This window comes from Amycolatopsis sp. TRM77291, assembly GCF_054166285.1.
The window spans coordinates 5703271-5715717 of sequence record NZ_JBSZHF010000001.1 but is presented as its reverse complement, the minus strand read 5'-3'; the positions used below and the strand labels follow the sequence as shown (position 1 = coordinate 5715717).

General features: G+C 68.8%; 12 protein-coding genes. 9 read left to right on the top strand and 3 right to left on the bottom strand.

What is annotated here, in order from left to right; genetic code table 11:
* Nucleotides 1-48 precede the first annotated feature (48 nt).
* On the top strand, nt 49-609 hold the full coding sequence (locus ACXIZN_RS26210; protein WP_457957485.1) for a TetR/AcrR family transcriptional regulator: 561 nt from the start codon (nt 49-51) through the stop codon (nt 607-609).
* Nucleotides 610-628: 19 nt separating this feature from the next.
* A complete protein-coding gene (locus ACXIZN_RS26205; protein ID WP_457957483.1) occupies nt 629-1825 on the top strand; it encodes an FAD-dependent monooxygenase in 1197 nt (398 codons plus the stop codon).
* A 989-nt stretch (nt 1826-2814) separates the two neighbouring features.
* On the opposite strand, the gene ACXIZN_RS26200 is transcribed toward ACXIZN_RS26205, so the two are convergent.
* Both ACXIZN_RS26200 and ACXIZN_RS26195 read right to left on the bottom strand, forming a co-directional pair.
* Entirely contained in the window at nt 2815-3564 is a 750-nt protein-coding gene (locus tag ACXIZN_RS26200) for an SDR family NAD(P)-dependent oxidoreductase (protein ID WP_457957481.1), read from the bottom strand.
* On the bottom strand, nt 3552-4730 hold the full coding sequence (locus ACXIZN_RS26195) for a glycosyltransferase 87 family protein (RefSeq protein WP_457957479.1): 1179 nt from the start codon (nt 4728-4730) through the stop codon (nt 3552-3554). Before ACXIZN_RS26195 ends, ACXIZN_RS26200 begins: the two co-directional genes overlap by 13 nt.
* Nucleotides 4731-4865: 135 nt before the next feature.
* Between ACXIZN_RS26195 and ACXIZN_RS26190 the strand changes: the two genes are divergently transcribed.
* The 4 genes from ACXIZN_RS26190 (at nt 4866) to ACXIZN_RS26175 (ending at nt 9292) form a co-directional block, all read left to right on the top strand.
* A complete protein-coding gene (locus tag ACXIZN_RS26190) occupies nt 4866-5771 on the top strand; it encodes a helix-turn-helix transcriptional regulator (RefSeq protein ID WP_126733924.1) in 906 nt (301 codons plus the stop codon).
* A gap of 78 nt (nt 5772-5849) precedes the next feature.
* The gene (locus tag ACXIZN_RS26185) at nt 5850-6686 is read left to right on the top strand and encodes a dioxygenase family protein (RefSeq protein ID WP_457957477.1); all 837 of its coding nucleotides are present in this window, start codon (nt 5850-5852) and stop codon (nt 6684-6686) included.
* 229 nt (nt 6687-6915) lie between these two features.
* Nucleotides 6916-8205, top strand: coding sequence for an erythromycin esterase family protein (locus ACXIZN_RS26180; RefSeq protein ID WP_457957475.1), 1290 nt, complete (start codon nt 6916-6918; stop codon nt 8203-8205).
* Nucleotides 8206-8326: 121 nt separating this feature from the next.
* On the top strand, nt 8327-9292 hold the full coding sequence (locus ACXIZN_RS26175) for a sporulation protein (RefSeq protein ID WP_457957473.1): 966 nt from the start codon (nt 8327-8329) through the stop codon (nt 9290-9292).
* Between the two features lie 39 nt (nt 9293-9331).
* On the opposite strand, the gene ACXIZN_RS26170 is transcribed toward ACXIZN_RS26175, so the two are convergent.
* Nucleotides 9332-9919, bottom strand: a complete 588-nt coding sequence (locus tag ACXIZN_RS26170; protein ID WP_457957471.1) for a TetR/AcrR family transcriptional regulator — start codon at nt 9917-9919, stop codon at nt 9332-9334.
* A 55-nt stretch (nt 9920-9974) separates the two neighbouring features.
* On the opposite strand from ACXIZN_RS26170, the gene ACXIZN_RS26165 reads away from it, so the two are divergent.
* The 3 genes from ACXIZN_RS26165 (at nt 9975) to ACXIZN_RS26155 (ending at nt 12362) form a co-directional block, all read left to right on the top strand.
* Entirely contained in the window at nt 9975-10520 is a 546-nt protein-coding gene (locus tag ACXIZN_RS26165; protein WP_457957469.1) for a dihydrofolate reductase family protein, read from the top strand.
* A gap of 9 nt (nt 10521-10529) precedes the next feature.
* Nucleotides 10530-11024, top strand: coding sequence for a MarR family winged helix-turn-helix transcriptional regulator (locus ACXIZN_RS26160; protein ID WP_126733919.1), 495 nt, complete (start codon nt 10530-10532; stop codon nt 11022-11024).
* 165 nt (nt 11025-11189) lie between these two features.
* Nucleotides 11190-12362, top strand: coding sequence for an MFS transporter (locus ACXIZN_RS26155; RefSeq protein ID WP_457957467.1), 1173 nt, complete (start codon nt 11190-11192; stop codon nt 12360-12362).
* Nucleotides 12363-12447: the final 85 nt, after the last annotated feature.

Below are 12447 nucleotides of genomic sequence, written 5' to 3'. Positions count from 1 at the left end.
ATACGATCAGGGCAGTCGTACAGGACGAACGCCCTAGGAGATGAACCGGTGGCAGGATCCCCGGCCGCGGCGCGCGGTCAGCTCGTCCGGCGACGGTTGCTCGAAGCGGCCGTCGCCCTCGTGCCCGAGCTCGGCTGGTCCGCGGTCAGCACCCGGATCCTGGCCGAACGCGCGGGTGTCACGCCGAGCGTCGTGCACTATCACTTCCCTTCGCTGCAGGCCTTGTTGATCGAGGCCGTGCTGGGGGCGATGCGCGAGGTCGCCCTCGCTTTCGAGCCGGCACTGGAAACCGTCGAAACGCCCGCGGACGCGGTGGACGCGCTGCTGGCGTCGGTCGGCGGGTACTCCGGCACCGACCCGATGTCGTTGCTGTTCGCCGAGTCCTACCTCGCCGCGACCCGCGACGACACGCTGCGCCAAGGTATCCGCGAGCTGCTCGCCGACCTGCGCACCCGGCTCGGTGGCTGGCTGGCGCAGCGGGGGGTGGTCGACGCCGAGGACACGGCCGCGGTCCTTTTCGCGGCGGTGGACGGGCTTCTGCTCCATCGGGCGCTCGGGCCGGAGTCGGGCGACGTCTCTCCGGCCGTCCTGCGCCGGCTGGTCGACTGAACCGAAAGGGAGGAACCCCATGAAGGTGGCGATCTGCGGGGCCGGGATCACCGGCCTGGCGTTGGCGCACCGGCTCGCGGCGCTGGACGTCGAGGTCGTGGTGCTGGAACGGGCCGAGGGGCCGCGGGAGCAGGGCTACATGATCGACTTCTTCGGCCCCGGCTTCGACGCCGTCGAGGAGATGGGCCTGCTGCCTCAGGTCGAAGACGTGGCGTACCAGGTGGACGAGGCGAGCCTGCTGGACGAGCGCGGCCGCCGCCGCGCCTCCATCGACTACGTCCAGTTCGCCAAATCGGTGGGCGGCAGGCTCTGCAGCATCATGCGGCCCGATCTGGAACGGGTCCTGCGCGCCGGGCTCCCGTCCACAGTGGACGTCCGGTTCGGTGCCGGTGTCACGGGCGTCGAGGATCTCGGCGACCGGGTGCGGGTCACGTCGGCGGACGGTGAGACGCTCGAAGCCGATCTGCTGGTCGGGGCAGACGGGATCCATTCGACCGTGCGTCGGCTGGTCTTCGGCGAGGAGAGCCGGTTCTTGCGTCATCTCGGGTTTCATACGGCGGCCTTCGTTTTCGAGGACGAGGAGATCCGTGCGCGGGTGGGGGAGCGGTTCTGTCTCACAGACACCATCGGGATGCAGATGGGTTTCTATGGTCTCCGCGACGGCAAGCTCGCGGCGTTCGCCGTGCACCGCACCACGGAGCCGGCCCTGCCGGACGACGCACGAGCGGCCCTGCGCACGACATACGGTTCACTGGGCTGGGCGGTGCCCCAAGCGCTCGCTCTGTGTCCGCCCTCCGGCGAGGTGTACTACGACCAGGTCGCGCAGATCGAGATGCCGTCATGGAGCCGCGGCCGGGTCGTGCTCGTCGGCGATTCCTGTTATGCCGTCTCCCTTCTCGCCGGACAGGGCGCTTCGCTGGGGATCGCGGGCGCGTTCGTGCTGGCCGAACAGCTCACCCGGTCACCCTCGATCGAGTCCGCGCTCGCGACGTATGAAGAACTGGTCCGCCCGGTGGTGACCGAAAAGCAACAGGTCGCCCGCCGCGGCGCGCGATGGTTCCTGCCCGCGAACCGCTTCCTGCTCCAGGCGCGCCGGTTCTTCCTTCACGTGGCACACCTCCCCGGGCTCGAACGGCCGCTCGCGGCCGCTGTCACGGGAAAGTCGACGGCGCTGGTGACGAATCTGAAGCGTGGGGCCGAGATCCGGAGCCGGTGATGTCGGGGGATGCCTTGATGCCGCTGTGGTCCTCCGCGGTTCTGGGAGGTTGCGGCTCCGGAAGGCTGCGTTCTGGGGCGGGTGTTTTCGGCGTGCGGGTTCCGGTGGTCGGTCCCGGCGGGACGGTTCTGGAGGCAACGGGGTTCCGGTGGCCGGTGCTGATGGCGGTGGTTACGGAGGGCGTTTCCGGTCGTGGAGCGGTTCTGGACGGCATCGGTTCCAGTGGTCGGTCCCGAGGGTGGGGTTCTGGATGGTGGCGGTTACGAGAGGTAGTGGCCGGTTGTCTCCGGGTGGTCTGGCCGGTGAGACGGAGCCACGTGGTCCGGCTTCGAAGCCGCGCAGGCCGATGTCGCGGCCCGGGCGTTGCCGGGTCGACTCGGTTTCGGAGGTTTCAAGGTTCGGCCTATGTCCTGAGGTGCATGGTGTTCCGTCTCGGTGTCCCGGTGGGGTCGAGGTAGGTGGGTGGGGTGAATTCGGGGAGTCCGTCTTGGGCGATCTGGACTTTCCATTCGCTGNTGACCACTGCACCCACGCACCCCACGGGAATTGATTTCCGCCAGGATCGCGTTCTGTTCGGCATCCGCCCGGCGCTTCAGGATTTCGAGTTCTTGTTTGCGGGCGTGCAGCGTCGCGGTGTCGACGCGCCACCACTCGGTGGACGTCCCCTGGGGTGCATCGTTGCTGGCCACGACACCGACATTACTCCGAATCGAACACCTGCGCTAGCCCAAATGGCCCAACAGAGAAAAATGCATGGAAATAGGCGGCGAAGCGTTCTTACGGGCGCGAAGCGGCTTAAAGAACGCGAAGAGTCCGAAGGAAGCGAGCTGTTCTTAAGGGCGCGAAGCGGCTTAAAGAACGCGAAGCAAGGCCCGGCAAGATCACGTGTCAGTGCTGAAGCACAAAACCGAGCCACGGCGACCACTCAACACGAGCCACCACGCCGAATTGCCACTAAAGAACGCGAAGCAAGCGAGCCGAATCCCCGATCACCACGTGGGACGCGCCGAGACGCCGCCGTCCACGGTCAGGTTGTGCCCGGTGACCCATGCCGCGAGCGGCGAGGCGAGGAACAGGCAGGCGTTCGCGACGTCGCCGGGGGTGCCGAGCCTGCCAAGGGGTGCGGCCTGTTCCCAGCGGTGGACGCCCTCCGGCCAGTCGTCGCCGAGGCCGGGGCGCTCGATCAAGCCGGGGGAGACGGCGTTGACGCGCAGGCCTCGCGGCCCGTATTCGAGCGCGGCCGCGCGGGCGTGCATGACCAGGGCGGCCTTCGCGCTGCTGTAGTGCGCGTGCCCCGGCGCGGGATGGGCCGCCTCGATCGAGGCGATGTGAATGACGCTGCCGCCGTCCATCACCTCGGCGGCGGCCTGCGTGCACGAGAACGCGCTGGTGAGGTTCGCGTCGAGGACGGCACGCCAGTTCTGGGCCGACATCTCCGGCAAGGGTTCGATCGGCTGCACGGCGGCGTTGTTGACCAACGTGTCCAGCCGCCCGGTCCAGGCCGCGGCGGCGGCCACGAGACGCCGGCATTCGCCGTCGTCGGTGAGGTCCGCGGAGAACGCCTTGGCGGCGCCGCCCGCCTCCTGGATCCGCTCGACGACGGCGTGCGCGGAGGTTTCATCGCGGTGGTAGTGCACGGCGACGGCGCTGCCCGCTTCGGCGAAGCGCAGGGCGATGCCGTGGCCGATGCCGCCGCTGGCTCCGGTGACGAGGGCCGTCGTGCCGCTCAGGTCGAGCATCGTGGTCCTTTCCGCAGCGCGAGAACGGCCGCGACGACGAGGAAGACCAGACCCGCGACGACGTAGCAGTTCCCCAGCCACTGCTGGGCGGTCGTCCACGTCTGGCCCGGCCGGTCGAAGGCGGGGAAATACCGGAACGGTGCAGCGACGAAGATCGTGGCGCCTGCTCCGGTGACGGCGAGCCAAAGCATCGCCCGGCGTCTGAGCGCCACGTAGGCGGCAGTGGTGAACAGCGCCGGGGCGATCCACACCCAATGGTGTGACCACGACGTCGGCGAGACGAGCAGCGCGAAGGTCGCGTTCAGCAGCAGCGCCGGCACGGCGGCCGAGCGGTACATGGTCAATGCCACCAGAACCAGCAGAACGCCGGTGAGGGCGATCCAGAGCGGCTTCGCGGCGCCGTCGACGCCGAACCGGGCCAGTACGGCCTGCAGGGTCTGGTTGGTGTGGAACGAGGTGCCGCTGATCCCGGACGCCCCGGCGAAGCCGCCGAACCAATACCGCGCGGAAGCCTCCGGGGCGACCGCGAACGCGACGGCGGAGGCGGCCACGAACGTGCCCATCGCGGTCAGCGCGCCACGGAAATCCTTGCGTACCAGGAAGAACAGCAGGAACGCCATGGGTGTCAGCTTGATCGCGGCCGCGAGACCGACACCGATGCCCCGGTAGCGGCCCCTGGCCAGCAGGCAGTCCGCCGCGACGAGACCCATCAGCACCAGATTGATCTGACCGAAGCCGAGCGTCTGGCGGACCGGCTCGAGGAACAGTGCCGGCGTGATCGCCAGCGAGGCGACGAGCAGTGCCTTCCGCCGGTCTCCGGACGGCCACAGCGTGCGGGCGATCCCGTAGAAGGTGATCCCCAGCGCGGCCAGGCTGAGCGCGAACAACAACAGCACCGCGCCGTTCCACGACACCAGCGCCAGCGGGGTGAGCACCAGCGCGGCGAACGGTGGATAGATGAACAGCAGGGGGATTCCCGCGTCGGAAAGCGGCAACGCGCCGTAGAGGTCGCCGCCGTTCCACAGGGTGTCGACGCCGAAGCGGTAGATCTCGAGGTCGCTGTGGGAAGCGCCCGTCGTCGCCCAGGCCACGGCGCAGGCCAGCGCCAGTGCGGCGAACGCGCCGACCGGCCACCAGGTCCGACCGCGCGACTTGGTGGGGAACATCGCGTGGTGACCCTTCGGACGTGCGTCGATGATCCCGACTGTACCCCGGCGGCGACAAGCGACTTCCGTCGGCAGTCAGTGCACCCGCTATTGGTCTAGACTTTTTATTCCCAGTGTGGTGAAAGGGACCGGTCCATGCGCGGAACGACGGTGTTGCCGAGGACGCCTTGCCTCGAACCGAAGGCGGGGGAATTGCCACTGCATCGGCTGGAGGTCCGCGCGCCGGACGCCCTGCCGTTCACGGTCGGCACATTCGACACGATCGGGCCGATGTCGCGGGCGGCGTTCCCGCATCGGCACACTTTCTACGAAATCGTCCATGTCACCGGCGGTACCGGCGACCACGTCATCGATTTCACCCGCTGGGAATTGGCGCCGCCGCAACTCGCGGTCATAACACCGGGGCAGGTGCATCATTGGGATGCCCGCGAGCTCAGCGGATTCGTCGTGTTGTTCACCGACGATTTCCTGCTCGAACATCCGTCGGATCGGGAAACCCTGCGAAGGCTCAGCCAGCAGCCGTGGCGGCTCGACGAGCGCGCGGCCGAGGAGACGGCCCGGATGGTCGCCGAACTGGACGAGGAATTCCGTTGTGGCGGCCAGGGCACCGATTCGGTGCTGCGGGCACTGATGCACGTGCTGATCGTGCGGGCGGGGCGCCTTCCGGGATTGGCGGATCCGCGCCCGCCGGCCAGGGCGCAGGCGGTGGGCACGGAATTCGCCCGGCTGCTCGGCAGGCCCGATCTGGGGCTCTGGTCGGTCGGCGCGCTCGCGGAGCGGATCGGGGTCACGCCCGGATATCTCACCGACGCGGTGAAAACGGCGACCGGCCGGACGGCGGCACAACTGATGCGTGAGGCGAGGACGAGAGAGGCGAAACGATTCCTGCGCGGCACGGATCTGACCGTGCGTCAGGTCGCCAGCCGGGTCGGATTCGCGGATCCCGCCTATTTCTGCCGCTTCTTCCGGCGGGAAACGGGGTTGAGCCCCGGCGATTACCGCCGGACCGGCGACGCGCCCCCGGAGATTCACCACGACTGACCACCTCAGTCCATCGTCCGCGGCTGATCTTCTCCATACCGTCGAGGGTGATTCCCGAAGCCCCCACGAGGAGCAGGTATGGACGAAGAAAGCAAACTCAGCCGGAAGACCGTGCTGAAGGCCGCGATCGCCGCGGGTGTGGCGGCTCCGGTCGCGTTGATCGGCGGCCCCGCCCTCGCGCGCACCACCGTCGCGAACGGCCAGGCACCCGAGCTGACCCCCGCCTGCGACGACGGTGACGACCCGACCCCGCCGCAGACCGAAGGCCCTTACTTCAAGCCGAATTCGCCGCAGCGGACGTCGCTCGTCACGCCGAACACGCAGGGCACCAGGCTCACCGTGTCCGGCTACGTCTTCGGTCTCGGGTGTCTTCCGATCGCGCGGGCGCTGCTGGACTTCTGGCAGGCGGACGTCAACGGCGCCTACGACAACGTGGGGTACACCTTCCGCGGTCACCAGTTCACCAACGACCAGGGCGCGTTCTCGCTGAGCACGATCGTGCCCGGCCTGTACCCTGGCCGTACGCGGCACATCCACGTCAAGGTCCAGGCGCCCGGCAGGCCGGTGCTGACCACGCAGCTCTATTTCCCCAACGAGCCGCGCAACAACACCGACTCGATCTTCGACCCGCGACTGCTGATGACCGTCCGCGATCAGCCTCCCGGCAAGCAGGCCGCGTTCGACTTCGTGCTGAACGTGCCGCAGACGCCGACATCGACCTCGCGGCCGACCAGTACGACGCCGACGACGTCGACCTCCAACCCGCCCGGCGGGACGACCTGGGCGGCGGGAACCGGCTATTCCGCGGGCGCCCGGGTCACCTACAGCGGTCGCGGTTACGTGTGCTTGCAGGCGCACACCGCCCAGCCTGGCTGGGAGCCGCCGTCCACACCCGCGTTGTGGCGCGCGGAGTGACGGACAGCCGCTGCGGAGGGAGATAAACGCGGGTGGACTCCCGCCGCCGGGTCCCACACCCCGGCGGTGGGGTCCACCCGCTTCCTCGGAGGGTGGGGTTTTCCTCACCCCAAGTAGGAGCTTTGCTTCAATGCGCCGCCCCCGGTCCGCGGCCGATGATCGTCTTCGACATCGGAGCGAAGGGGTGGACGTTATGACACAGCGCCGGAAACGGTGGGGGAGACGGGGAGTGGCCGCCGCGGTGGTGGCCGGAGCGCTGCTCGCTCCTGTGGCGGGCCCGGCTTTCGCGGACGAAGGCCCGGCCCCGGTGCGCTCGCTGGACCGCGCGGCGCATCCACTGCGCTCGACCGAACCAGGCCGGAACACCGCCGACCTGCGGGCGCTGGGCGGGATGATCGGCGCCGCGAAGGTGGTCGGCCTCGGCGAGGCGACCCACGGCTCGCACGAGTTCTTCACCATGAAGGAGCGGGTGTTCCGCTATCTCGTCGAGGAAAGGGGCTTCCGGGCCTTCGCGCTGGAGCTGAGCTGGTCCGCGGGCCTGGAGATCGACGAGTACATCCAGGGCGGCGAGGGTGACGTCCGGGAGCTCGCGAAGCGGACGCTGGCCGGTTCCCCGTGGGACCGTGAGGAGTTCGTGAGCCTCATCCGGTGGATGCGCGAGTACAACCGCGCGCACCCCGGCCGCACCGTGCACTTCGTCGGTGACGATCTCGGCGCGCCATCGGTGAACGACGCGTTCTTCGCCAGGATCACCGACTACGTGCGGCAGCATCATCCGGCGGACCTCCCCCGGCTGAACCGGCTCTACACCGGTCTGCGCCCGATCGACGACGCGTTCGCCTACCTGCGCAAGCCGCTCGACGAGCGGCTGCGGCTCGCCACGCAGGCGGAGCGGGCTTACGAGCTGATCAAGGGCCTGCCCGGTGCGGGCGCCCGGGACTGGGCCGAGCAGCACGCCAAGTTCGTCGCGCAGACGGTCAGGTTCCTCGCCGTCGACCTCTCGGATCCGAAGGGCCTGCCCGCCGCGCAGATCCTGCGCGACCGGGCGATGGCGGAGAACGTCGCCTGGTGGCAGCGGCGGACCGGGCACAGGATCCTGCTCTCCGCGCACAACGGCCACGTCTCCTACGAGAGCGACAGCCCCGCGATGTACCCGAAGACCCAGGGCGCCTTCCTGCGCGAAACGCTGGGCCGGGATTACCTGCCGATCGGGTTCACCTTCGATCGGGGTTCCTTCCTGTCCAAGGACAAGGCCCTGGAGGGCGACTGGAAGCGCTTCTCCGTTCCAGCCGCGCCGTCCGGCTCGAACGAGCACAGCCTCGATCAGGTCCGGTTCGAGGACTTCTACCTGGACATGCGCACCGCGCCGCCGTCCGCGCGCGCCTGGCTGGACACCGCCCGGCCCACGCGCACCATCGGCACGCAGTTCCCCGTCGATCTCGCGGCCGTCTCGCTCGGGCGGTCCTACGACGTCGTCATCCACCTGCACGACGTCCGCCAGGCCGATCTGAGAAGGTAGTGACGTCGCGCCCGTTTAGGGGGTTTTAACCCGGTTTACCTGGCGTGCCGCGACGGATCTCGGTAGTAGTCGAAGTGTTCCGGTACCCCCTTGTTCCAGTACCCAGCGGAGGAAATCCCTGATGTTCAAACGGATGCTCAGTGCCTTCGGGGTCGGCGGTCCGTCCGTCGACACCGTGCTCGACTCACCGCACGCCGTTCCCGGCGAGGTGATCACCGGCCAGGTCCGCATCCAGGGCGGTTCGAGCGACGCCCAGATCGAGGAGATCCTGCTTTCGCTGGTCACCCGGGTCGAGGTCGAACATGGCGATCACGAGCGCGCCGGAACCGCGGAGTTCTTGCGGGTCAGCGCGGGCAGCAAGGTGAAGGTGACGGCGGGGCAGCTGACCGCGGTGCCGTTCCGGATCGCCTTGCCGTGGGAGACGCCGATCAGCGCGGTCGGCGGGCGCGAACTGCCGGGCATGGTCGTCGGCGTGCGGACCGAACTCGTCATCGCCGGCGCGCCGGACAAGGGAGACCTCGACCCGGTGCTGGTGGGGCCGCTGGAATCGCAGGACCGGGTGCTGGAGGCGTTCGGCGAGCTGGGCTTCTCGTTCCGCAGCGCCGACGTCGAAGCCGGTCGGCTGCACGGTGTCCGGCAGGAGCTCGGGTTCTTCCAGGAGATCGAGTTCTTCCCGCCGTCGCGGTACGCGGGCCGCGTCAGCCAGGTGGAGCTGACCTTCGTCGCGAGCCCGGACGACCTCGTGGTGGTACTGGAGGCCGATCGGCGCGGTGGCATGTTCCGCTCCGGCGGCGATTCCTTCGGCCGTTTCCACGTTTCGCACGAGGAGGCCCTGCGCACCGACTGGGCGGCGGCCATCGACGGCTGGCTGGCCAAGGTCGCCGAGTCCGGCGGCGGGCACGCCATGTTCGGCGGGCACCAGGAGCACTACGGCCACGAATACGACCACCACGGGCACCACGGCAGGCGTGGGCCGGGGATGGGCGGCGTGGTCGCCGGTGCCGCGGCGGGCGTGGTCGGCGGCATGATCCTCGGCGAGGTCATGGAGGACGCCTTCGACGGTGGCGGCGAAGGCTTCGAGGAGTGATCCGGCCCCTGGGCACACCGGCGCCGGTGTGCCCAGGGGTCACTTCGCGGTCAAGGGCGCCAAGGCGGCGTCGACCGCGTCGGTGAGCCGGCGCGGATCCGGCTCCGCCCTGGCCACCACGTGCAGGCCCTGCATGACGACGAGCAGAAGCCGTGCCTGTGCCGCACAGTCGACGTCCGCGCGGACCTCTCCGGAACGTTGTGCGGCTTCGAGGCCCTGCGCGATACCGGTTTCCAGCGCTTCGAATCCACTGTGGACGATCTTCCCGGCGGCTTCGTCGGTGGGAAGCAGTTCGGCGGCGGTGTTGCCCAGCAGGCATCCGCGCCCCGGGGTTTCCCGTGCCGCCTCCAGAACGCTGAGCAGAAGTTCGCGCAGATGCGTGAGAATCGGTCCTTCGGCGAGCGCGTCCGCCTGGTTCGCGGCGCCGCCCGCGTAGCGTTCCAGTGCGCGCAGGAAGAGTGTGTGCTTGTCGCCATACGCGGCGTACAGACTTCCCGGCAGGATGCCGAGCTCCTCCTTCAGATCGCGCATCGACGTGGCCGCGTAGCCCCGCCGCCAGAAGACGTCGAGCGCTCCTCCGATCACCTGGTCCTCGTCGAAGGATCGCGGCCTTCCCGTGCGTGGCATGGTGGCATCGTACGACTTCTTGACAGTGCGTTCAAGAAGTGTAGCTTGAGTTCCCATGGGGCATCTCTTCCTGCACGTCAACGTTTCGCTCGACGGCTACATCGCCGACGCCGCGGGAGACATCGACTGGCGGTTCGCCGACGACGAATTCCAGGGGCATATCGACGAACTGCTGGAATCGATCGACGGCATGGTCTTCGGCCGCAAGGCCTACGAGGAACTCGCCGGCTATTGGCCGACCGCCGGGGACGAGGTCTCGGCCACGCAGCGGCGCCGGATGCACGAGTTGCCGAAGTACGTCCTGTCGCGCACGCTTCAGGCCACGGACTGGCACAACTCTCACGTGCTCGAAGACGCCTCGGCGCTCGCCGGTCTCGAAGGCGACATCGCGCTCTTCGCCGGGGGAGGAGCCGCGACGTCCACCGCCAGGCTCGGGCTGCTCGACGAAGTGCGGCTCGTGGTGAACCCGGTGTTCCTCGGCGGCGGGACGCGGCTTTTCGACGGTGAGTACGCGAAGACTGCGCTCACGCTCGTCGGCGACCGGAGGTTCGCTTCGGGCGCGCTTTTGCTCACCTACGCCGTCGCTCGTGAGGCGGGGTAACCTCCCGTCGTGCCGGATCACGTCGATCACATTCTGCGCCAGTGGGCCGAAGCCCGTCCCGACCTGGACGTCTCCCCGATGGGGGTCATCGGGCGGCTGACCAGGCTGACCCGGGTCATGGAGGGCGAGCTGCGCAAGACGTTCGCCCGCCACGACCTCGACCGGTCGTCGTTCGACGTCCTGGCGACCCTGCGCCGGGCCGGCACGCTGACCCCCGCCGACCTGATGCGATCGGCGATGGTCACCTCCGGTGCGATCACCCAGCGGCTCGACCGGCTCGAAGAGCGCGGTCTGGTGGTCCGCGCGCCTGACGAGACGAACGGCCGCCGCGTGCTGGTCGACCTCACCGAGCAGGGGCGCGAGCTCATCGACCGTGCCCTGCCCGATCACGTCGACACCGAGCACCGGCTCCTGAGCGCGGTCAGCCCCGAGGAGCGGGACGAACTGGCCGTTTTGCTGCGAAACCTGTTGCGGTCACTGGGAGATGTCGCTCTCGACGACTGACGGGCCAACTCGTTTGACTTAGCGCTAAGCATCGAATAGCTTAGCGCTAAGAGGTTCGCGGGGTCGTCCCGCGTGCCGTCGATCCTTCTGGCGCGAAGCACCCCAGGGGCGGAATCGCCGTGCCCGCAGGGGTTTCTTCGTCATGCTCGTGAATCGAGAGAAGAAATGGCCACCCGAACCGAAAACGCGCATTCGACCCTGAAAGGCTGGGCAGGGGTCGCCGCCATCACAGCCAGCCTGTTCGTCTTCCTCACCACCGAACTGATGCCCGTCGGCCTGCTCACCCCGGTGAGTTCCAGCCTGGACATCTCGGTGGGCGCCGCAGGCCTGATGGTCACGCTGTACGGCGTCTCGGCCGGCCTCGGCGTGCCGTTCGTGGTCGCGTGGACGCGACGGATCAACCGGCGCGTGCTGCTCTCCACGTTGCTCGCGATCCTGACCGCCGGCAACCTGATCACCGCCCTCGCGCCGGGTTATCCCCTGGTCCTGGCGACCCGGCTCGTCATGGGCTTCGCCAACGGCGCGTTCTGGGCCATCGGGGTGGGGATGGCGATGCGGATCGTCCCCGGCCGCCACGCGAACCGGGCGGCGGCGGTCGTGATGTCCGGTATCTCCATCGCCACCGTGCTGGGGATGCCGCTGGGTACCGTCCTGGAACGTCTCGTCGGCTGGCAGTCCACGTTCCTGATCTGGAGCGGGCTCAGCGTCCTGGTCTTCCTCGCCGTGCTCGTCCTGGTGCCGTCCCTGCCGTCGGCGAACGCGGTCCCCGTCCGCGAGGTCTTCGGCCTGCCGCGGGTGAACGCGCGGCTGCAGTCGGTGCTGATCACCGTCGTCCTGTTCGTGCTCGGGCACTTCGGCGTCTACACCTTCATCCGTCCCTTCCTGGAAGGCGCTTCGTCGGCGTCGCCGGCCTTCGTCACGGTGTGCCTGATCGTCTTCGGTGCCGGGGGAGCGGTGGGGAACTTCGTCGCGGGGCATTTCGTGGCGAAGAACGTGCTCGTCAGTTTCGCGGTCGGAGCGGCCGGGCTCGTGACGTCGCTGTTGTTGCTGCTCGCGGTCGGCCACGGGCAGGTGGTCGCGCTGGTCGCGCTCGTGCTCTGGGGGCTGTCCTACGGCGTGGTGCAGCTGAGTCAGCTCACCATGACGCAGCGGTCCGCGCCGGACACGTTCGAGGCCGCCATGTCGCTCAACACCTTGGCGTACAACACTTCGATCGCTCTGGGCGCGTTGTTCGCGGGACTGCTCGCCGACCACGCCGGGATCACCAGCGTGGTGTGGTTCGGCGTGGTGCTGACCGCGGCGTCGCTGCTGTTCACGGTCGGCACCCGCCGGACCTGATCAGAACCAGTGCAGGCAGTGGGGCGCGCGTTCGGTACGGAACAGAGCGTCGGCGAGCGCGGCCGCGTCCGGGCGATGGGCCCGG